21 protein-coding genes are annotated in these 20,440 nt (G+C 53.3%); 13 read left to right on the top strand and 8 right to left on the bottom strand.

What is annotated here, in order from left to right:
• The first annotated feature begins 1,765 nt into the window (after nt 1-1,765).
• Complete coding sequence (locus tag AC6I8R_RS24975; RefSeq protein WP_497833162.1) at nt 1,766-2,296, top strand: GNAT family N-acetyltransferase; 531 nt, start codon at nt 1,766-1,768, stop codon at nt 2,294-2,296.
• The gene (locus AC6I8R_RS24970; protein WP_415174461.1) at nt 2,293-2,715 is read left to right on the top strand and encodes an ASCH domain-containing protein; all 423 of its coding nucleotides are present in this window, start codon (nt 2,293-2,295) and stop codon (nt 2,713-2,715) included. Before AC6I8R_RS24975 ends, AC6I8R_RS24970 begins: the two co-directional genes overlap by 4 nt.
• On the opposite strand, the gene AC6I8R_RS24965 is transcribed toward AC6I8R_RS24970, so the two are convergent.
• The 3 genes from AC6I8R_RS24965 to AC6I8R_RS24955 all read right to left on the bottom strand — a co-directional run bounded on the left by AC6I8R_RS24965 (nt 2,707) and on the right by AC6I8R_RS24955 (nt 4,613).
• A complete protein-coding gene (locus tag AC6I8R_RS24965) occupies nt 2,707-3,024 on the bottom strand; it encodes an ASCH domain-containing protein (RefSeq protein ID WP_415174441.1) in 318 nt (105 codons plus the stop codon). The two genes, AC6I8R_RS24970 and AC6I8R_RS24965, sit on opposite strands and share 9 nt — an antisense overlap.
• Nucleotides 3,025-3,047: 23 nt before the next feature.
• Nucleotides 3,048-3,536, bottom strand: a complete 489-nt coding sequence (locus AC6I8R_RS24960; RefSeq protein ID WP_415174442.1) for a DinB family protein — start codon at nt 3,534-3,536, stop codon at nt 3,048-3,050.
• 111 nt (nt 3,537-3,647) lie between these two features.
• The gene (locus AC6I8R_RS24955; RefSeq protein WP_021186310.1) at nt 3,648-4,613 is read right to left on the bottom strand and encodes a helix-turn-helix domain-containing protein; all 966 of its coding nucleotides are present in this window, start codon (nt 4,611-4,613) and stop codon (nt 3,648-3,650) included.
• A gap of 293 nt (nt 4,614-4,906) precedes the next feature.
• On the opposite strand from AC6I8R_RS24955, the gene oxdA reads away from it, so the two are divergent.
• The 10 genes from oxdA to AC6I8R_RS24905 all read left to right on the top strand — a co-directional run bounded on the left by oxdA (nt 4,907) and on the right by AC6I8R_RS24905 (nt 12,581).
• Nucleotides 4,907-5,953, top strand: a complete 1,047-nt coding sequence (oxdA, locus tag AC6I8R_RS24950; RefSeq protein ID WP_021186311.1) for an aliphatic aldoxime dehydratase — start codon at nt 4,907-4,909, stop codon at nt 5,951-5,953.
• A 33-nt stretch (nt 5,954-5,986) separates the two neighbouring features.
• Nucleotides 5,987-6,853: a transporter gene (locus AC6I8R_RS24945; protein WP_497833161.1), complete on the top strand. Its 867-nt coding sequence runs from the start codon at nt 5,987-5,989 to the stop codon at nt 6,851-6,853.
• Nucleotides 6,854-6,966: 113 nt separating this feature from the next.
• Nucleotides 6,967-8,481 carry an amidase gene (locus AC6I8R_RS24940; RefSeq protein ID WP_415174462.1) on the top strand — a complete coding sequence of 505 codons (1,515 nt, stop codon included), beginning with the start codon at nt 6,967-6,969 and terminating at the stop codon, nt 8,479-8,481.
• A 33-nt stretch (nt 8,482-8,514) separates the two neighbouring features.
• Nucleotides 8,515-9,132 (top strand): nitrile hydratase subunit alpha, encoded by a 618-nt coding sequence (gene nthA / locus AC6I8R_RS24935; RefSeq protein ID WP_415174446.1) that lies wholly within the window; start codon nt 8,515-8,517, stop codon nt 9,130-9,132.
• A gap of 12 nt (nt 9,133-9,144) precedes the next feature.
• Nucleotides 9,145-9,804 (top strand): nitrile hydratase subunit beta, encoded by a 660-nt coding sequence (gene nthB / locus AC6I8R_RS24930; RefSeq protein WP_415174447.1) that lies wholly within the window; start codon nt 9,145-9,147, stop codon nt 9,802-9,804.
• Nucleotides 9,801-10,238, top strand: coding sequence for a nitrile hydratase accessory protein (locus tag AC6I8R_RS24925; RefSeq protein ID WP_415174448.1), 438 nt, complete (start codon nt 9,801-9,803; stop codon nt 10,236-10,238). The genes nthB and AC6I8R_RS24925 overlap by 4 nt, the downstream gene beginning before the upstream one ends.
• 16 nt (nt 10,239-10,254) lie before the next feature.
• The gene (locus AC6I8R_RS24920) at nt 10,255-10,464 is read left to right on the top strand and encodes a CbtB domain-containing protein (RefSeq protein ID WP_415174449.1); all 210 of its coding nucleotides are present in this window, start codon (nt 10,255-10,257) and stop codon (nt 10,462-10,464) included.
• 10 nt (nt 10,465-10,474) lie between these two features.
• On the top strand, nt 10,475-11,242 hold the full coding sequence (locus AC6I8R_RS24915; RefSeq protein WP_415174450.1) for a CbtA family protein: 768 nt from the start codon (nt 10,475-10,477) through the stop codon (nt 11,240-11,242).
• A 5-nt stretch (nt 11,243-11,247) separates the two neighbouring features.
• Entirely contained in the window at nt 11,248-11,781 is a 534-nt protein-coding gene (locus AC6I8R_RS24910) for a histidine phosphatase family protein (RefSeq protein WP_497833160.1), read from the top strand.
• Between the two features lie 161 nt (nt 11,782-11,942).
• Nucleotides 11,943-12,581, top strand: coding sequence for an NAD(P)H-dependent oxidoreductase (locus tag AC6I8R_RS24905; protein WP_021186321.1), 639 nt, complete (start codon nt 11,943-11,945; stop codon nt 12,579-12,581).
• A 52-nt stretch (nt 12,582-12,633) separates the two neighbouring features.
• Here the strand turns inward: AC6I8R_RS24905 and AC6I8R_RS24900 are convergent, their stop codons facing one another.
• The 5 genes from AC6I8R_RS24900 to cscK form a co-directional block, all read right to left on the bottom strand.
• Nucleotides 12,634-13,641: a substrate-binding domain-containing protein gene (locus AC6I8R_RS24900; protein ID WP_415174452.1), complete on the bottom strand. Its 1,008-nt coding sequence runs from the start codon at nt 13,639-13,641 to the stop codon at nt 12,634-12,636.
• A gap of 29 nt (nt 13,642-13,670) precedes the next feature.
• Nucleotides 13,671-15,080 (bottom strand): sucrose-6-phosphate hydrolase, encoded by a 1,410-nt coding sequence (locus tag AC6I8R_RS24895; RefSeq protein WP_415174453.1) that lies wholly within the window; start codon nt 15,078-15,080, stop codon nt 13,671-13,673.
• On the bottom strand, nt 15,080-16,450 hold the full coding sequence (locus AC6I8R_RS24890; protein ID WP_497833159.1) for a sucrose-specific PTS transporter subunit IIBC: 1,371 nt from the start codon (nt 16,448-16,450) through the stop codon (nt 15,080-15,082). The genes AC6I8R_RS24895 and AC6I8R_RS24890 overlap by 1 nt, the downstream gene beginning before the upstream one ends.
• Before the next feature lie 67 nt (nt 16,451-16,517).
• Complete coding sequence (locus tag AC6I8R_RS24885) at nt 16,518-18,038, bottom strand: carbohydrate porin (protein ID WP_415174455.1); 1,521 nt, start codon at nt 18,036-18,038, stop codon at nt 16,518-16,520.
• 163 nt (nt 18,039-18,201) lie between these two features.
• Nucleotides 18,202-19,128, bottom strand: coding sequence for a fructokinase (gene cscK, locus AC6I8R_RS24880; RefSeq protein WP_415174456.1), 927 nt, complete (start codon nt 19,126-19,128; stop codon nt 18,202-18,204).
• 169 nt (nt 19,129-19,297) lie between these two features.
• Here cscK and AC6I8R_RS24875 point away from each other — a divergent pair, with 169 nt between their 5' ends.
• Entirely contained in the window at nt 19,298-20,107 is an 810-nt protein-coding gene (locus AC6I8R_RS24875; RefSeq protein ID WP_415174457.1) for a lysozyme inhibitor LprI family protein, read from the top strand.
• The last annotated feature ends 333 nt before the right edge of the window (nt 20,108-20,440 follow it).

Genomic DNA, 20,440 nt, shown 5'->3' with positions numbered 1-20,440 from the left:
TCCGGGGATCGTTTTGGCTTTTATAGGATCGATATAAGATCGTATTAAGATCAGATTATTGGATCTACCCTGTGAATAACGTGAATAAGTCGGAATGGATTTCAGCAAGACAGAAGAGGTGGATTCCCGGTAGTGCCAAAGGCTATAGCAGGCTTACTGATACCGCGTAACACACTCGACTCATCAATAAACGACCCATAACAATCATACCCCAACATCATTTTATGATTAACTATATGATTTAATTCATTAAATTTATAAAATTTCAATTTGAAATTCCCATTTAATCGGTAAAAAAATGCTTGAGAGTTGGGGTAACCAATGATGATCTGGCTTTGGTATCCGGTCAGTGACATAAATCGCCGTATCTCAATGAGTAACATTCTGTCACCACCCCTGCTCACTCCCTTTCACCTCTTTGTTATCCTGGAAAGCGCAGCCGTCATGTACATACTAAGTCGCTTTTAAGCAAACAGGAAAATTATGCTGGAGCTGACTGCAAAAGCTCGAAACACGAATTTCAGTAGCGACAGGATGAGAGAAGAACAAAATCGTAAGGTTTTTGGTTCTTTAAAATGACGTCGTTACGTGAAAATTCGGCAAGAAAGACCCTGAAACATTCTCAGAAATGACGTAGCAGCGTCATTAAATTTACATTCATTTGCCATGACTCATTAACTGATTGAATAATCTGCTTTATACAGACTGATAATTCTTTCCCCCTTCCCCCTTCCCCCTTCCCCCTTCCCTCTTCTTCGTACGTACCTGGAACATGGTAGATACATACAACTGAGGCATAACACCTGACGACATAGTTAGCACTGCCCCGGCAGCTGTCGTGGGCCGCTTCGATCACGACGCGCCGGATCAACTGTGGCAGAAGGGCAAGCTTGAGCGGCCGCATGAAAGGCTGGAAGTATGGTGATACAGCTACGTTATGTGGAACATCGATCTGAAAACCAGGTCGATTTGGATGGGTACACAATATTGAAAGGTGTCTACCATGTCCTCAGTACGTACATTCATCAAACGTTGTCAAATCCGGGAAAGAGCCAATATTGGCAATTTACGCTACCCTTTCTCATCTGGATGAAATGGAATGACCAGAATCACTGCGTTGACGCTGTCCAATCCTGGCAGTATCTCCTATGTTCTTATTGCTTCTCGGCAAACGTATTGATGTGTCCTTTAACAGGGTGAAATTACCCTACAAAAAATCAAGCATAACTTATTGTTTAATATCGATTATGTCAGAAAATTTCAAATTGAAATTCCCTGCATTAGTTCCATGAAACGTGAAGGAAACACCCGACACGGGATGTCCGTGGATGTTTTAAGACTGAATCCGCCGTGCCAATTTTACGCGTTACCACCCGTCAGATTTTGAGGGCATATCAAATCAACTGATGATGTTAGAATCTATTTTTCTCTTTTCATCACTGCAATTCAGATATGCTACCTCAACTCGCTGTAGCATACTGTCGCTCAAAGCAATTACCACGCCGCCCTGCTGTCATGCATTGCGTTTTCCTGAGGAGAATGGTTCAAACACTTACGGCTGTTCGCGATGTTTGGACCCGGTATTAAGGGAAACATTTGCGACCTGTCTGGTGATACGTTCTGGTACTTAACCTGGTGGTCAGTAAGTAACCGTCATATCTCTGAGCGTCATGACAAGCGAGCCGGTCAGTTTTATCCACAGGGTTTTGCGTCAGATATGCACCGTGATTGTGGACAACATTTAAAATGTACAGGGATAACAAGGATGCAATGGGAATCAGAAAGGTTGTTATACAGAAGGTCGACTCCTGACGATGTAGGCGATTTGTTCCGTATTTATGGTGACCCCGAAACGCATAGATTTAATCCTCGCGGTCCGTATCCGAATATTGAATATGCGCGAGCTGTACTGGAGCGTACCCTGATTGAATATCAGCAATATGGTTTTGGTGACTGGACCATTTTCGCAAAATCGAATCCTGACAGAGTCATTGGATTTGGTGGTGTGTTTGCCAGTCAATTTAATGGAAGTAATACCAACAATCTGGGGTATCGATTTGAGCCTGATGCCTGGGGGAAAGGTTATGCAACGGAGCTTTCCCTGCGCGCCATTCAGTATGGGTTTGAGGAAGTCGGGCTAACAGATATTGTGGGAGTGGTTCGCGAGAATCATCTGGCGTCACGTCGGGTGCTGGAAAAGGTCGGCATGACATTTCTGGAGAAAGTGATGGATCCAGAAGGTTTCGCCCCCAGTCTGATGTTTCGTATTACCAGGGAAGAATGGACGAAATCATGATGGCGTCTGAACAAGTCAAAGCAAAGTATCCGGCTGTCACAGCGTGGTCGTTTGGCGATTCTCCGGAGATGATGGATGAGCTGGCGGCATTGGTGGCGAGTGGAAAAAAAACCGCCACCTGTGGGTCAATGGCTGGATGTGCAGAAGATGAATGCTTTCCGGTAATCGGTGCCTATGCCCTGGTGGAAGATAGTCAGGGGCATGCCGTTTGTGTCATACGCGTTACCGCCATCCATCTGCTCCGTTTTGAAGATGTCAGCGCAGAACTGGCAGCAAAAGAGGGCGAGGGAGACTTGAGTCTTGCATACTGGCAAACAGAACATCAACGTTTCTTCGAACGCGAAGGGACATTCTCAGCCACGATGGAACTGGTCTTCCAGGAATTCGAGGTTGTTGAGCTGATTACTCGTTCAGTCTGATACGGGGGGAAGATGATGGATGACCGACACTATGGAGTCCATCTCAATCCCCGGATAGTGCTCACGCATACCAGCCAGTAACACATCGTCTGGCCACGCCTGGATTTTGCCAAGATGCTGTGCCACGGAGAAGAGTGGCATGGTCTCCACATGCGTCACCCAGACAATGATCATGTCAGAAACATCCTCGGCATTCACATATAACATCGGGCCAGACGTGATTTCACGTTCCTGCCAGCGGATGGTGTGGCGCTTCTTCCCGGAACGCACTTCAGGGAGCAGTCGGGGAACAATTTCAAGGCTCTGCATTGTTTTGACTCTCCCTTCAGTGATCAGTGGTTATGATCCCGTAGAAATACCGTCATGACATCCTTCGGAGGAACGCCACCGCATTCTGATATCAGCCAGCCTACTGCTCCACGGTGATAGGTACCGTGGAAAAGGACGTGGTTAATCATATCGATAGCCTTCATTCCGCCGTCACCGCCGTCAACAAATCTGAAGTTAATGGTCTCGGCAAAATCTGCGTCGTTCATCGCACTGATATGTTCAATATACCAGTCAGTACAGGCGTTCATATTGGCTGCCAGTTCGTCACATGATGGTGTCTCAGGCGTATTCAGCGCGGTATATCCATGTGACTGGCCGGTGATATTGGCGCGAAAAATCATATCGACCACGTAGATGTGGTTCATCAACCTTAGCATCAGATGGCGCTTCTGGCTGTCAGCAGAAGCGTCGAGAGAGATTATCGACTTCAGGGTGGCCGCATCAGCCCACTTCTTATACTTCAATAACGTGACTACCGTGTTTCTGTCCATGACCTTCCCTTATGGTTTTTATGTATCAGCAGGATACGCGCACGACGACGCTCCTGTTGCGAGAAGAGTTATATATGACAAGTTATTGAAAGGGAACTTATACGGTGGATTTTAACCCTGAATATCCTGACGATGTTGTTTCATCACTGAATGCGGGGTAACGCCGAAGGCTTTGCGAAAAGCATGGCTGAAGTGAGAGAAGTCAGAGAAACCGTAATCCATCGCCGCCTGAGACACGCTGGTTACCCGCCCCTGTACCAGCGCCTCACGGCTGGCTTCCAGACGTTCCTGCCAGATTATCGCCGCCGGTGTTTTCTGATGCCGGGCAAAGGCGCGAGTCACAGTGCGCACCGAGACATGGTGGGCGAGGGCAATGGTTTCCAGATTCAGAGTTGGATCGGTAAGGTGTCGGCGGATGTAATTTCTGATTTTCGCGTACAAATCACGTTCAACATACTCTTTTTCCGGCGTCTGTAGTTCCAGGCTGAGTACCAGCAGGTCAAGCAACGTTTGTGAAAAACGCCCGGCCAGATGAGGGTCGCTGAGAAGTTCTGGAGATCGCACTGCCTGGTAGATCATCTCACGTAACGGAATGATGCCGGGACGTGCCTCATCCAGCACAGTGGCTGTCATCGCGTCTGCTCCGGGTAGTTTCCCGCACAGTAAATGTCTGGGGATGCGAATCAGGTGGTTGTTTTGGCCGCCAATGCTGAAACGAAACGTCTGTGCAGCATCGTAAAGCACCAGGTTAGTTGAGCTGAGGTTAGCCTTTCTTCCCCCCTGTTCCAGTTGACCGTAGCCGTCCTGAAAACAGCCCAGCCATAAGTCATCCTCTGGCCCGGTGCGCAGATGTTTTGCCTTGCGTTCCCAGTAATGCAGGCTGGCACTGAGGGTGCAAATATCAACCAGTCCAACCTCACGCACGCCCAGCTCACCATCAAAGGTTCCCGAGAGGGGTTTACCATCAGAGGGGATGCAGTGGCGCAGAATCACATCATTCCAGTACTCAAAGCGCTGTGGTCCTGCAACCTGTGCGGTGGAATAGCGGACATTATCGGGAGCAAATGTACTGTTCACAATCACACCTCATCGTGGCAATTAATTGTCATAACTCATCATTTCTGACTGAAAGCAATAATTGCGCCATAGCTACGCGGTATCTTTTAAATCAGTAGGTTACTGCCAATTAAAAATGGAGGACGCGCCAGATTGGGGCAATCCTGCACCATTTCCATCCCACCAGCGAGGGTTTTACCCCCTGTCCAGAACAGCCAGGATGTTGTCCACCACAACCAGGTGAGCCGCCGATTTCTCCTTAATATCGATGATGATTTTTCTTAACAACAATAACGCCTCACCAGGGAGTCATTATGGAATCTGCCATCGACACGCATCTTAAATGTCCCCGCACGCTTTCCCGTCGGGTGCACGACGATTATCAACCGCCTTTCCCGATGTTCGCCGGACGAGCCGACGCCAGCCTGACTCAGGTGGTTATGGCCTATCTGGGCGTGCAGTTTCGTGAAGAACAACGTGCAGCAGCAATCAATGCCATGCAGCAGATGGTGCGTAGTTTCAGCCTGCACAACGGCCCCGCTAATCATGACGTGACCTTTCACACCGATAACCAGGGGTTTGGAAACTTTATTGTTGTCGGTTACTGGCGCGATCCGGCGGCATATTGCCGCTGGCTGCATCAGCCAGAGGTAGCCGATTGGTGGTCATCGGATGATCGTCTGCACGAAGGCCTGGGATATTTTCGCGAGATTATTGCCCCGCGCGCGGAGCAATTCGAGACGCTTTACGCGTTTAAAGAGGATCTACCCGGTGTTGGTGCAGTGATGGATAACCTCAGTGGCGAAATCCAGGAACATGGTTATTGGGGTTCCGTACGCGACCGCATTCCGGCGTCCCAGACGGACTGGCTGCAACCGGATGGCGAACTCCGCATTCTTTCCGGCAACCCGGCGGTGGGGGGGAGGGTGGTGGTGCAGGGTCATGACAACATCACCCTTATCCGCTCAGGCCAGGACTGGATGGAGGCAGATGAACAGGAGCGAGCGCTGTATTTCACCGAAATGTTGCCACCTCTTCAGGCTGGGATGGATTTTCTGCGTGATGAAGGGCAGGCGCTCGGCTGCTATAGCAATCGTTTTGTGCGCAACGTAGACATCGACGGTAACTTGCTGGATGTTGCCTACGATATTGGTTTCTGGCGCTCACTGGATCGACTTGAGCGCTGGGCGGAATCTCATCCCACCCATCTGCGCATCTTCACCACCTTCTTTCGCGTAGTGACCGGACTGCAAAAACTCCGGCTCTATCACGAAGTATCGGTTTCAGATGCGCGCTTTCAGACGTTTGAGTACATCAACTGCCATCCCTGTACCGGGATGCTGCGTGATGCCGTGCGCTGACCCCCTTTGTACGCCATTTTCCGAGGAATGATTATGCCAGGTTTACGCTTTTGCCTGCTGGGTATGCTGTTGTCTGCGACATCGGCGTTTGCTGTTGAAGTCGCGCCAGGCGATTACAGCCAGTTCCCCGACGGTACCACGGTTGGTCTGCTGTATTACCAACACGCCACCACCGGCTCGGCCCGCTCTCACGGTGACAAAGTCAGTTCTGATTACAATGTCACGTCCGATATCGGCATGTTGAGGTTATTGCATACCGTGCAAATCACCGAGACGGCAACGCTTGATCCACAGTTTCTGCTGCCGTTCGGTCGGGTTTTTGGCAGCGGGGATGCCGCTTCACTGGGTTCAGCCAATGGCACCGGTGACCTGATCCTGACGGTTCCGCTCAAAATTCGGCTGAACAGCGGGGGAGACATCTTCGGTTTTGCCCCCTATCTCTATGTTCCAACCGGGAACTATGACCATGACAACGCGCTAAATCTGGGTGAGAACCGCTGGAAGGTGGATTTACAGGCCGCCTGGGTGAAGTTCTTCAGCGAAAAATGGGCGCTGGATATGGTCGGGGACGCCATCTGGTATGGCGACAACAACGATTACGGCGCGGCGTCATCCCGTCTGAAGCAGGACAACTCATGGGCTGCGCAGATTATGGGGCGCTATATCCCTGATCCGACGCTCTCGCTGGGCCTTGGTTTCGGGCAGACCTGGGGCGGTGAAACCCGTATCGACGGCGTAGAGCAGGACAACCAGAGCCAGACCACCAACGTCCGACTGACGGCCACTAAGTTCGTCACGCCACGCGATCAGTTCCAGATCCAGTTGGGCAGGGATCTGCGCGTCGAAAATGGCGCGGCAGAGGATTTCCGCCTGAATCTGCGTTACGCCCGTGTGTTCTGAGGTTGTCCTTCCTGACCAGGAGTTTGTCCGTCTCAACCATGTGAACAAACAACAACCACGTTATGTTCGGGTCAGGGTTAACACCGTTAATGATTTAAATCAGGGAAAAAATGATGGCTATTGAACGTCCGGATGCAGCGCAGCTGCATCACCTTGCCAGCCAGCTCCATCTGCAACTCAGTGATGAAGAGGCGGCTGAATATCTGGCGCTTATGCAACCCAATCTGGATGCCTATGACCTTATCGATGAGCTGTCAGATGAGATGCCGCCCGTTAATTATCCGCGGCAGCAGGGCTACCGTCCGGCCGGAGAGGAAAATGCACTGAATGCCTGGTATTACAAAAGTGAAGTCAAAGGGGCAACTGAAGGGCGACTGGTCGGCAAAACCGTGGCCCTCAAGGACAACATTGCCCTCGCCGGAGTACCGATGATGAACGGTGCGACGTCGCTGGAAGGGCATGTCCCCCTGTTTGATGCCACCGTGGTGACCCGTCTGCTGGATGCCGGCGCCACCATCCTCGGTAAAGCCACCTGTGAACATTTTTGTCTGTCGGGTGGCAGCCATACCTCCGATCCTGCTCCGGTGCAGAATCCCTGGCGACAGGGCTACAGCGCGGGCGGCTCCTCGTCAGGCAGTGCAGCGCTGGTGGCGGCTGGCGAGGTGGATATGGCAATTGGTTGCGATCAGGGGGGATCGATCCGCATTCCTTCCGCATTTTGCGGCACCTATGGCATGAAACCCACCCACGGGCTGGTGCCTTATACCGGCATCATGCCGATTGAAGCCACCATTGATCATGCTGGCCCTATCACCGCGACGGTGGCGGATAACGCTCTGATGCTGGAAGTGATGGCCGGTCCGGATGGCCTCGATCCCCGACAATATATGTCACGCGGTGGCAACTATAGCGCGGCACTCGGCAAGGGGGTCAAAGGGTTGAAAATTGGCATCCTCACTGAAGGATTCCAGTTGCCCAATCTACAGCCTGATGTGGCCCTTAAGGTGCGCAATGCCGTGGCCAAACTGGAAAACCTGGGTGCCGTGGTTGGTGAAATCTCGGTGCCGGGTCATCGGCTTGCCGCCGCCTTATGGTCACCAATTGGCTGTGAAGGGCTGACTATGCAGATGATGCACGGCAATGGCATGGGTTTTAACTGGGAAGGGCAGTATGACGTTGCTCTTCTCGACAAACATGCCGCCTGGCGCGACCACGCTGACTCGCTCTCTCCTTCACTCAAAATTTGCATGCTGATAGGCCAGTACGGACTGTCGCGTTACCACGGTCGGTTTTATGCCAAAGCACAGAACATCGCCCGGCGTGCGCGTGCTGATTATGACCGTGCCCTGGGTGATTTTGATCTGCTGGTGATGCCGACGGTACCGATCACCGCACAACCCCTGCCCGAACCTGATTGCTCCATCACTGAATACATCTCTCGCGCCTTCGAGATGATTGGCAATACCGCTGCGCTGGATGTCACCGGCCATCCGGCGATGTCGGTTCCCTGTGGATTAGTGGACGGACTGCCGGTTGGCATGATGTTGGTAGGTCGCCACTACGCGGAAAGCACGATTTATCAGGCCGCTGCCGCATTTGAAGCCAGCGGTGACTGGAAACAGCTGTAAGCAATTAACCCACTGTCATTACGGAGAAACACGATGGCACACGACCATGATCATGAACATACCGAACCCCCGGCGGAGATCGCTTTACGGGTGAAAGCGCTGGAGTCGCTGCTGGTTGAGAAAGGGTTGGTGGACCCGGCGGCAATGGATGCGCTGATTGACACCTATGAACACCGCATCGGTCCACGCAATGGTGCCAGGGTGGTGGCAAAAGCCTGGAGTGATCCTGATTACAAAGCACGTCTGTTGGCTGACGGGACTCAGGCCATTGCTGAGCTGGGATTTTCTGGCGTGCAGGGCGAAGACATGATGGTGGTTGAGAATACCCCGGAGGTCCACAACGTGACGGTCTGCACGCTCTGTTCCTGCTATCCCTGGCCGACACTGGGTTTGCCTCCGGCATGGTACAAATCCGCGCCTTACCGCGCACGCATTGTTATCGACCCGCGCAGTGTACTGGCTGAGTTCGGGGTGACAATTGGTGCAGAGCGCGAAATCCGCGTGTGGGACAGCAGTGCTGAACTGCGTTATCTGGTGCTGCCGGAAAGGCCAGCCGGGACCGAGGGCTGGAGCGAAGATCAACTGGCCGATCTGGTGACGCGAGACGCGATGATTGGCACCGGCGTGGCATTACAACCTGGCAGCAATTAACGGGAGATACCGATGAACGGGATACACGATCTGGGCGGCATGCACGGTATGGGTGCTGTCATTACCGAACCTGACGAACCGCCTTTCCACCACGAATGGGAGCGCCGGGCTTTCTCGCTATTTGCTTCGTTGTTTGTTGGCGGTCACTTCAACGTCGACATGTTCAGACATGCGATTGAGCGCATGAACCCGGCGCATTACCTGGAAGAAAGCTACTACGAACACTGGATGCATGCCTTTGAGACTCTGTTGCTGGAGAAAGGGGTGATTACCCGCGAGGAGCTTGCAGGCAAAGTCGCAGCCGTGCCCGCCAGCGCGGAAACACCGGTGCTGCGTTCAGATATGGTGCAGGCCGTGGTCAATACCGGCGCTTCAGCTCGGGTGAATGCAGAGGTGAGCGCCAGATTTCGTGTTGGTGATCAGGTCAGAGCGAAGAACCTTAACCCTGTCGGTCATACCCGATTGCCACGTTATGCACGCGGGAAAATCGGCACCATTGAGATTGATCATGGCGTGTTTGTCACACCAGACACGGTAGCGCATGGGCTGGGTGAACATCCGCAACATGTTTACAGCGTCAGGTTTGCCGCCACCGAACTGTGGGGAGCTGATGCGCCACCGAAAGATACGGTACGTATTGATTTGTGGGACGACTATCTGGAGGCCTTATGAGCAAAGATGTCGCGATCGCTATCCCCGGTCAAGATGCCGACAGCGCGCCTTTTGAACATCCGTGGCAGGCACAGGTGTTCTCGCTGATTGTTCACCTGCATCAGGCGGGAAAGTTCAGCTGGAATACATGGGTGGAGGTCTTCAGCCGAGAAATCAAAGCCGCACCGGCACGGGCGGATGAAAGCATCAACGATGCTTATTACCGCCAGTGGGTGTCTGCGGCTGAGAAGTTGATTTTGTCGCTCGCAATGACCGAAGAAGCAGACATTGCACAACGTACTACGGAATGGCGTCAGGCGTATTTGCATACGCCGCACGGCATGCCGGTAGTACTGAGTAACGCCAGTTGCCCGCCCGCGCACAGCCATCAACACCCAACATTGCGGGTGCCGGTGGCGGTTAGCCCGGCCGCCCGTACCGCTGAACTTTCATAATTTAAGAGGAATTTGTATGAGTCACGTTGCGACATCGAGCCAGATCCAGAGCACCCCCATCCCGCTGGTATCTTTGCTGCCCTGGGCGGCATTCATCACCTTGATGGTGTTGCTGGCTGTCTATTTTGTTGGTGCCGAACAGGGGGCTACCGCCGTCTTTTCTGGTAACCAGGTCCATGAGTATTTTCATGATGCCCGCCATTTGCTGGGTTTCCCCTGCCACTGAGGATAAGTCTATGACCGGAAAACTCCTGTTGCAGGGCATGATGGCCGGGATTCTGGCGGGCATCATCACCTTTGGTTTTGCACATATTTTTGGCGAGCCGCAGGTCGATCGGGCAATTTCTATCGAAGAACAACTTTCTCATCCGCATCTGCCTGCCAGCGCTGAGAAGGGTCATCACCATGATGAGGCTGATGGGGAAGTCTTCAGTCGCCAGACCCAGTCCGGTGCCGGATTGTTGAGCGGGATGATCCTGTTCAGCGCTGCAATGGGGGGCGCGCTGGCGCTGATCTGGTCTTTTTGCTGGCAACGCACTGGCCCGGCGCATCCTCGCGCCCTGGCACTGAGTCTGGCGATGGCCGGATTTCTGGTGATGAGCCTGATGCCGGGCCTGAAATATCCACCGAACCCTCCGGCGGTGGGGGATCCGTCCACCATTGGTTATCGGACCAGCCTCTACTTTGCCATGCTGCTGATCTCCGCCGTCATCATCGTGGCGGCGGCGTGGAGTGCGCATCAGATGAAACGTCGGCTGGGGGCATGGAATGCCGCGCTGTGGGGCGCGATGTCAGGCTGCGTGATGATGATTGCCGCCTGTATGCTGATGCCCGCGATCAATGAGATCCCAGCCAGCTTTTCGGCGGATGTGTTGTGGCGCTTTCGCCTGAGTGCCTTCGGTACCCAACTGACGATGTGGTGCGTGATGGGAGTGCTGTTTGGGGCTTTCGCCGAGAAGATTGTGCAAAAACCCGCCCTGCGCCAGTGGGCGGATGTGCGCTGATCCCGATGGCAATCACCCTGCAACTGATTTGCCAGGGGGAAACCCTGGCAAACCGGCAATCACGGTTTCCCGCTGATGACCCATTGTGCGAACAGACTTTACCACAACGGTTCGGGCCTTACAGTCAAATCTGGATTGCGGCGAGTGTGGCGAGCATCCAGACGGCCCAGGCTTTGGGGCTAAGCGGAGAGCAGGTGACCGCGCTGGTGGAACCTGGTTATGGTCGCTGGTCGGGTTTAGCCATCAGGGACGTGATGACACAGGAGCCAGACGTTTTTATGCGCTGGCTCAAAGGCGAGGCACCACCTGATGGGGAATCTCTCCAGCAGTTGATGGCCCGCTGTGAGGCATGGCTGACGCAGTGCGTCGCGCTACGGGGACAGCACTGCGTCATCGTCTCTTCAGCCGTGATCCGCGCGATGGTGGTCACTGTCTTGGGCGCGCCACCGCACGCGTTTAACGCCATCGATATTCATCCCTTGAGCGTGACGCAACTGCGCAGCGACGGTAAACGCTGGCATTTGTGCCCTGGCAAGTGACAGGTTGCGCGTCATTATTCTTGCTCTTCTTCGCTGTGCATAGCTCGTTCTGCTTCAGATGAAATGAAGGCGTGCTGTTAACATCAGCGCGTTTTGCAGGTGAATGCTGCCGGAGCGTGGCTGCTGTTATCTGCTTTCTTCCACATCTAAAGGAAAATATTGTGTCGATCGTTAATGAAAAACTTGCCTGGCGCTATGCGACCAAAAAATTTGATGCCAGCAAAGTGGTGCCTGAGGATAAGCTGGAACGCATTATTGAAGCGGTACGCTTAACCGCCACCTCCAGTGGCTTGCAGCCGTTTGAGCTGTTGGTTGTTACCAATACTGAAATCCGCGAAAAAATTCGTGCGGTTGCCTGGGATCAGGCGCAGGTGACGGATTGTTCTCATGTGTTGGTGTTTGCTGCCTGGGATGACATCACACCAGAACGCGTCCATATGATGTTTGATCTGACCAATGAAGTCCGTGGCTTCCGTAATGAAGGCTGGGAAAACTATCGTCAGATGTTGCTGGGTATCGTGGGTGAGCGTGGTACTGAAGCAAACTATCAGGCGGCGGCACGTCAGGCGTATATCGCACTGGGTAGCGCCCTGATTGCGGCGGCGTTTGAAGAAGTTGATGCTACACCGATGGAAGGTTTCGACCCGCAGGCCGTGGATGAAATCCTCGGTCTGAAGGAGAAAGGATTACGCAGCGTGATCATTCTGCCGTTGGGCTATCGTGCGGCTGAAGGTGACTGGCTGGTCAACCTGCAAAAAGTTCGTCGCAGCCGCGAAAACTTCGTCACTGAAATCAAGTAAACGAAACCGTAGCGGTACGATAATTCGCGCCGTTACGGATTGGGTTCCGCCATTATGCCGAACGTAAACGCAGGGTGGCGGGAAGTATGACCTGGTTTTCTGCCGGATCTTGCCCCTGAATCATCTGTGTCAGCATGGTGAAACACTCCTGCGCCAGGCGTGGTACGTTTTGTTCGACAGTGTCAATCGGCACCGACAGCGAATCGTACAGGTAGTGATCATCAAAGCTGGCGATACGGATATCACTGGTCAGTAAATGATGCTGACTCATATAACGCAACACCCCTTCCAGCAGGCCACAGGCGGCGGTAAATAACGCTTTTGGTGGTCGTCCCAGGCGAGCACACAATGCCGCAAACATCTCGTAACCACTGCTCGGGTGGTAGTTGCCGTGAATGATCCACTCCTGACGCGGTGTGACCCCCGCGCGTTCCAGCCCCTGCATAAAACCCGCCAGGCGGTCTTTGGTGGGGGACAGACGCGGCTGTCCGCCGAGAAAATAGATTTCGTCAGGGTTGGCGCGCGCCAGGCGCTCGACTAAATCGGCGGTAGGGGTGATGGAGTCGGTAATCACCAGCGGTAACCGGGTGTCATTCATATGACGGTCAAACAGCACCACCGGCAATTGTTCACTCAGCTTCACATAGTCGATGTCGCTTAGCATACTGGATGCGACGATCAGGCCATCCACCTGACGCGCCACCAGATTGTTCACCACCACCATTTCCTGACCGGCATTCTCGTCAGTGCAGGAGATGAGCAATTGCAAACCCGCTTCGCGGCAGAGATTTTCCAGTTCGTGAGAAAACACCGCGAAACCGTGGTTGGTGATTTCCGGCACCACCAGCCCCAGCGTATGGCTGCGATCATCGCGCAACAGACGCGCATGGATGCTTGGCTGGTAGTGGTGTTGTTGGGCGAGGGTGAGCACTCGCTCGCGTGTCTCCTTCGCGACCCGCAACTCTTTACCACGGCCGTTCAGCACCAGGCTGGCAGTGGCTTTGGACACCCCTGCCAGCGCGGCGATATCACTGATGGTAACGCGTTTGGTTTTTCTCACGACAATGCATCGGTTAATGAAACAATAACTTATTCTACCATGCAGTGTCGTAACGACCAGTAGCGGGCCTGCACTTCTGCGTGACCGATCAGGGTTAATTGTAACGGATGTGGCGGGAAGTAGCGGCTGCTCATCACCCCTTCACCGTCGTTGATAAAGATCTCCACGCTGGAATGGTCACACAGGATTTGTAAACGGTTTGCAGCACCGACCCAATAGCGATAAAGCCACTCACCGGTTTTCAGGCTGCGACGAGCCAGGCGCAGTTCATGCTGATGCCATTGCAGGATCATATTGTCGGCAAAGTTCAGCGTGATATCACCCTGACATTCCAGCAACAGCTCCAGACGCTGTGCCTCCAGCACCGGGGCGTTATCAGCGCTGCCGTGATAAACCTGTTCCTCTACGCGTAGCGCCTGCAATTCAGCAACCGGCTGTTGATACAGTTTGCCATCGCGGGCGCTGAGTTCACGCAGGCAGGTCATCTGATGGATCCACCCGTTGCTGACTGTTGGCTGGCACATCTCTTCACCATCCGGCACCCCCATCCAGCCCACCAGCAGACGACGACCATCAGCGGTCAGGGTGGTTTGCGGGGCGTAAAACTCGAATCCGGCGTCCAGTTCATGAAACGCACCGTGGCGGAAGCTGGCAGTCTCATAATCGAGTTCGCCGCTGATCCATGCACTCGCGTGGGTATTCAGGAAACGCTTTTCCTCGCGCGCGATGCCCTGTGGACAACAGATAAGCCAGTTGCGATCGCCAAGGGAAAACATATCCGGGCATTCCCACATATAACCCGCCTGACCAAGGCCGCCAAGGCCACTCCCGGCGATTTCGCCGAGGTTTTGCCAGTCGCGCAGATTCTCTGAACGCAGCAACAGCACTTTACCCTGCAATTGTTGGTCCTGCGCCCCCAGCACCATGTACCAATGCTCTCCGTGTCTCCACACTTTGGGGTCACGAACATGGCCGGTATAGCCTGCCGGCAGTGCCAGCACCGGTCCGAGTTTATCGAAACCACCTGTGCTGTTTTGTACCGCCAGACACTGCCAGGCTGTGCGGCTGCCATCTTCGAATTTGACGTTACCGGTGTAGATCAGCGTCAGAACTCCCGCGTTATCCACGGCGCTACCCGAGTAGCAGCCGCTGCGGTCATAGTCGTCATCGGGCATCAGCGCGATGGGTTCGTGTTGCCAGTGCAGCAGATCTTCTGAACTCCAGTGCCCCCAGCACTTGTGCTGATGTTGGCAGCCCAGCGCATTCCACTGGTAAAACAGATGGTAACGACCGGCGAAATGGATAAATCCGTTGGGATCGTTAAGCAGTCCTGTGACCGGCGCCAGGTGCCAGCCCGGATAGTAGCTGTCATTGAGGGCCTTAGGTTGACCGTGCATCACCGCTTTCAATATGGTGGCCAGGCGTGTTGATGATGCCATTATTCAGGGTCCGTTTTGTATTTAAGCTGGTAAGAGAGAATAAACGCCGTACTGAAGGCGATAACCATACCCATCGCATAATTGAGCAGCGAACTGGCTTGTACGATGGCCATACCCGGCAAACCGGTCAACCCGACAGCCGTCATATAAACATGCACCGACACTACCCATGCGCCACCGACAGCCCCGCCGATCAGCGCTGCGATAAACGGCTTCATAAAGCGCAGGTTGATGCCAAAGATCGCCGCTTCGGTAATCCCCAGCAGGGCCGAGAATGCAGAGGGCAGGGTGATGGCTTTTATTTTCGCATCTTTAGTTTTAAACCAGACCGCCAGGCAAGCACCGCCCTGCGCGACGTTTGCCATCGCCCAGATGGGTAGCAGGAAGTTGACGCCAATCGAAGGATTACCCAGCAACCCGGCTTCAATGGCATGGAAGCTGTGATGAACACCGGTAATCACAATCACCGAATACAACCCGCCAAATAGCAATCCTGCCAGCCAGCCTGCATGGGCGATCAACGTGCTGAGTACAAAGGAGATGCCGTCGCCCAACATACGCCCGGCCGGGCCGATCACCAGCAGCGCAATAAAGCCGGAGATGATCACCGTCAGGAAGGGGGTCAGGATCAGGTCCAGCGCATCCGGGATTACCCGGCGCAACTGCTTCTCCAGCATGCTCATAAACCACACCGCCAGCAGCACCGGAAACACGGTGCCCTGGTAGCCAATCATCGCGACTTCAATGCCATAGAAGTTCATGGTGTGGAAACCTGCCGCCACGCCCCAGGCGTTGGTGAGTGCCGGGTGGGTGAGGATGCCGCCAAGCGTTGCCCCAAGGAATGGGTTTCCGCCAAACTCCCGCGCGGCGGTAAAGCCAATCAGGATGGGCAGAATGATAAAGGCGGCGGAGCTACACATATCGAGCATAATGTAGAGCGCGTTATCCGGGTTGACCCAGCCATACGTTTTCACCATCCCCAGCAGGCCCATTAACAGGCCGGAGGCGACAATTGCCGGGATAATCGGCACAAAAATATTCGACAGCAGACGCGCAATGCGCTGGAACGGGTTCAGCTTACGGGCAGCAATGTCGGCAGCTTCTGATTTGCTCGCTTCGCTGATCCTGGCTTCGGCGATAAAGGCGGCGTAAACTTTGTTAACGATTCCAGTGCCAAAAATCACCTGAAGTTGCCCGGCATTACGGAAACAGCCTTTCACTCCCTCGAGTTTGCCAATGGCATCGGTATCCGCCTGGGCGTCATCCACCAGCACCAGACGCAGGCGAGTGGCGCAGTGGGCGGCGCTGGCAATATTATCCCTGCCTCCCAGCAGTGGCAGTAGCGACCGGGAAATGTTTGCAAAATCCATACTTACCTCTGTTTTTCGTTTTTATGCTATCAACCTGTCTGAAATGGCCCCCGCAGGGGCCAGGCGGTCAGAACCAGGTTTCCATTTGTACCCCGAAGTTCCATTCCCCACCGGCTTTGAAGCCATTGCTGCCGAAGGCATCATCGCTGGCGTAGTTATCCAGCCGATGATCCCAGTCCATCCAACTGGCGAAGAGGCGTATTTCCGGGCGTTTCAGGAACTCACCCACATCGCTGGCTTTCAGCGTGGGTGCGACGGTGAGTTTGTAGAAGCTGCCGCTGACGGCATTACGGCTGCTGTAACCTTTCGGACGCAGATCCATGTATTGGTAAGATCCCTCGTACTGCATCTCGAAATTCTGCGTAAGCTCCTGAATCAGGCGCAGGTTGGCGGTTGCCCATTGGTAGCTGTCGCCTTTGACGTAACGATCCTTGCTGCTTTGTGCCAGTACCGCTGGGGCGATATGCCAGCCGCCACCGAGCGGCGTGATGCCATAACTGGCGAGACGCCAGGTGTTGGCTTCTGGCAGCAGTGCGCCATCGGAGCCGATTGATTTGACCTCAGCCCCCAGGCCGTGGCCGTAGAGCAGGGCAGTTTTGGCCGAACCTTCACGCAGGCCGTAGAAGCTGTCGTTATGCAGTCCGACCAGGGCATGCAGGCCGGTATTCGCCGCATCGCCTTTGACTTTGTTGCCTTCGGTATCAACGCGATCATCGTTATCTCTGGCGCGCATTCCGCTTACCATCAGCTGTAACGGGCCATAGAAGTTATTCAGCGACAGGATGTAGTTCTGCGAGGTGTTGTCGTTGTTTTCGATATCGCCAAAGGTGCGCCCATACAACGAGAAGTTACTGCGGGCGTCATCGCTCCACTTCATGTCGTAGATACCGGCACCGGTACCCGCAAGAAACACCACATCAGAGTCGATCCAGTGGATATCGAAGTTATCGCGGTCGAAGCGCTTCCCGGCCCAGACGGTGCTGTCCTGGAACGCGCCGGTAAAGGTGGGGAGATGGCCAATTTCCGTAAAGGCCTGACGCAGGTTGAGATCGCTGCTGGAGGCGGTCCAGTCGTTGTAGGTACGCTGGCCGTCGGCGAGCATCACTTTAAAACGCGTGGTCGCGCCATTCGACAGCGTTTGTTTATGCTCCAGATTCAGTTCGACGTAGGTGTCGGGTTCGTTGCCCAGACGACCGATATTGCCGCCAGTTTCACCGGCGGGTGTCACTGTTGGGCCTCCCTGAGTTTTTGACGCGGAGTTGTTCATCAGCAGCCCGGAACGGGCATAGCCGTGGAACTCAAAACCACTTTCATCATGGGTGGCTTGCTGCTCCAGTTTGGCTGTGCGTTGCTCAACCTCCGCGGTAGTGGTTTGATTCTGTTGTTGTGCGGCGGCAAGTTGTTGCGCCTGCTTTTCCGCGACCTGAGCACGGTTTTCGGCGGCATTGGCGCGTTGCTCAGCCGCCTGTAAACGTTGTTCTAACGCCGCCAGACGTGCCTCGATACTGCTCATGCTGGGGTCTGCCGCCCAGGTATAACCGGAACCCAGTAACACTCCAAGGGTTATAGCGAGAGTACTTTTTTTCATTGTTTTGCGTCCCTGAGGAAAGGCTATCATCACAAAGTTTTTTGCTAAACCGGTTTAGGCGTTGAATCATAGCCACGGGTAATTTCTCCGCGCAATGAAATTTGCTAAACCGATTTAGTGATTGTGAGATAGCTCGCAAAACGCAGCGGCAAATGGCCCTGAGTCAGCTGAGTTGTTGTTCCAGTTGCTGAAGTCGGGGTAGCGCTGTCATCGCACCTTTAGCAGTGGTCGCCAACGCGCCGCAAATTTGGGCACAGGCAAGACGTGCTGCCAGTTGGGGTTCATCATGCGGCAGGCCATGCTGCGCCAATCCCCACAGCAAGCCAGCAACAAAAGCGTCACCCGCACCGGTGGTATCCACGCTTATCACCGGCAGGGTGGGGTAGTGGCAGATCCGGTTATGATGCCAGGCCAGCACGCCTGCTTTTCCCTGCGTCACCAGTAGCAGCTGAATATCAAAAGTGTCGGCCAGTTTTTGCATGGCGACATCGGTCTGATCCAATCCGGCAATAAATGTCAGTTCCTCTTCTGACAACTTCACCACATCGGCTTGCTGTAAGGCCTGACTCAGACAGTTTTGTAACAAAAGCGTGTCTGACCACAGGTCGTGGCGAATATTCGGGTCGAAACTGACCAGGCCCCCTGCGGCTTTTACACGCGTCATGGCGGTGAAGGTGGTGGAGCGTGAAGGTTCTGCGGCCAGCGCTATCGAACAGCAGTGCAGCCATTCACCCGGCTGAAAGGGCGGCAAATCAGCAGGCTCAATAAAAAGGTCTGCTCCCGGCCGTACCATAAAGGTAAACGAGCGTTCACCCTCTTCATCCAGCGAGACCACCACGGTTGAGGTACGATGAATCGGGTCGGCGGTCATAAAATGGATATCCACCTGCTCATCAGCCAGCGTTTGACGCAGAAAATGACCAAAGGGATCGTCACCGACCCGACCAATAAATCCACTGTTACCCTGCAATCGCGCAATGCCGACGGCAACATTCGCCGGTGCGCCACCCGGACACTTCATCAGTCGTCCATCCGCCTCCGGCAACAGATCAACCACGGCGTCTCCCAGACACCAGACTCGTGCTGACATGAAATTTCCTCCATAGAATGAGTCTGTGAAAACTAACTAAACCGGTTTAGCAAGGCAACAGAAATTTTATCTGAAGTCGGATGCTATAAGGAATTCTGAGGTTCTGCCGATACTCAGTTTTAGTCAAAATGGTCGAAATAGATCTATTCGTTTCAGCAGGAAGCCGGTAATGATGAAAAAGAGAAACGTAATATTTATTGCAGTAGGTATTTTATGGCACATGCCGGTATACGCAGCTTCGTTTGATTGCAAAAAAGCCAGCAGTTACGCCGAATTGACTATCTGTTCCACACCGTCTTTATCTTCCCTCGACGATAAACTGAATGCGCTGTACCGCAAAGCATTAACAGAAAAAGCGGATCAAGCGACGATGATAAAAAAATCACAGCTGTTGTGGCTGAAGAGTATCAGAAACAAAGCGACAACAGTTTCGCAACTTGATTCGGCTTATAATGGGCGAATCAATGACTTAGTGGCTGTGCTGGGCGTGCTTCCGGAACAAAAAACCGCTGAATCTGCTGCACCTTCCGTCCGTCAGGTAAACCCGGCATCACCACCAGCACCAACTAATCTTCAGCAAGCGGTACAAGATGATGGTGGTGCCCCACCGAGTTTTCCTTCCCACACGGATCCGGTGACAAAGGTATGTAAGGTATCCATGCAGTATGGTCGTGGATTTAAGGACAAATATCTCAGTGGCAAGAAAAATGATCCTTACACCATTAAAGTGACGGATTCTGGAGACAGCTTTGTTATTCATTTCGACCAAAATTACGGGCTTGGCGATATGGACAGCGGAGAGATAAGTGCTCTGGGCCAGGAATACTTAAATATTAAGAAAGAAAGTGACGGCAGTACCTCCTACTATACGCGCCCTGCCAATGCTAAATTTTCCAGCTATAGACTCAAATCAACCAGCAATAACGAAACTCAGCTACAGGTGATACTGTATGCTTGTAACGTTGCTGCGGCATCTTGAATCGAGATACAGTCTATTCATCTTGTCAGTTTCTGACACAGGGCTGCTGTTGCAGCCCTGAACTCACCTTCACAGAATACCAGCGCAGTAACCCACTTTGCGCATAACTGTATGATTTAAATGTAAAATTATGTAGGGTGGGACATTTTGCAATCCTGCCAGCCCTGACCGTGCATCTGATCATGAACATGACTCATGCAGTATTGAAATTAAATCACTTTTCTCCATCCAAAAGCTCTGGCATAAAATATGCATTATCAATGTTAAATCAGATAAAAAATACTGAATGAGAAAACCCCAAAAAAAATTGGGTGACTTTCAACCAACCAAACC

The organism is Pantoea sp. X-Soil-OKNW-713 (assembly GCF_059730685.1).
The sequence above is the reverse complement of the archived record's forward strand: the minus strand, read 5'-3'. Positions and strand labels throughout refer to the sequence as shown.

Coding starts and splice junctions, on each gene's coding strand:
- AC6I8R_RS24975 (WP_497833162.1), top strand. CDS start 1,766: ATGCAATGGGAATCAGAAAGGTTGTTATACAGAAGGTCGACTCCTGAC.
- AC6I8R_RS24970 (WP_415174461.1), top strand. CDS start 2,293: ATGATGGCGTCTGAACAAGTCAAAGCAAAGTATCCGGCTGTCACAGCG.
- AC6I8R_RS24965 (WP_415174441.1), bottom strand. CDS start 3,024: ATGCAGAGCCTTGAAATTGTTCCCCGACTGCTCCCTGAAGTGCGTTCC.
- AC6I8R_RS24960 (WP_415174442.1), bottom strand. CDS start 3,536: ATGGACAGAAACACGGTAGTCACGTTATTGAAGTATAAGAAGTGGGCT.
- oxdA (WP_021186311.1), top strand. CDS start 4,907: ATGGAATCTGCCATCGACACGCATCTTAAATGTCCCCGCACGCTTTCC.
- AC6I8R_RS24945 (WP_497833161.1), top strand. CDS start 5,987: ATGCCAGGTTTACGCTTTTGCCTGCTGGGTATGCTGTTGTCTGCGACA.
- AC6I8R_RS24940 (WP_415174462.1), top strand. CDS start 6,967: ATGGCTATTGAACGTCCGGATGCAGCGCAGCTGCATCACCTTGCCAGC.
- nthA (WP_415174446.1), top strand. CDS start 8,515: ATGGCACACGACCATGATCATGAACATACCGAACCCCCGGCGGAGATC.
- nthB (WP_415174447.1), top strand. CDS start 9,145: ATGAACGGGATACACGATCTGGGCGGCATGCACGGTATGGGTGCTGTC.
- AC6I8R_RS24925 (WP_415174448.1), top strand. CDS start 9,801: ATGAGCAAAGATGTCGCGATCGCTATCCCCGGTCAAGATGCCGACAGC.
- AC6I8R_RS24920 (WP_415174449.1), top strand. CDS start 10,255: ATGAGTCACGTTGCGACATCGAGCCAGATCCAGAGCACCCCCATCCCG.
- AC6I8R_RS24915 (WP_415174450.1), top strand. CDS start 10,475: ATGACCGGAAAACTCCTGTTGCAGGGCATGATGGCCGGGATTCTGGCG.
- AC6I8R_RS24910 (WP_497833160.1), top strand. CDS start 11,248: ATGGCAATCACCCTGCAACTGATTTGCCAGGGGGAAACCCTGGCAAAC.
- AC6I8R_RS24895 (WP_415174453.1), bottom strand. CDS start 15,080: ATGGCATCATCAACACGCCTGGCCACCATATTGAAAGCGGTGATGCAC.
- AC6I8R_RS24890 (WP_497833159.1), bottom strand. CDS start 16,450: ATGGATTTTGCAAACATTTCCCGGTCGCTACTGCCACTGCTGGGAGGC.
- AC6I8R_RS24885 (WP_415174455.1), bottom strand. CDS start 18,038: ATGAAAAAAAGTACTCTCGCTATAACCCTTGGAGTGTTACTGGGTTCC.
- cscK (WP_415174456.1), bottom strand. CDS start 19,128: ATGTCAGCACGAGTCTGGTGTCTGGGAGACGCCGTGGTTGATCTGTTG.
- AC6I8R_RS24875 (WP_415174457.1), top strand. CDS start 19,298: ATGATGAAAAAGAGAAACGTAATATTTATTGCAGTAGGTATTTTATGG.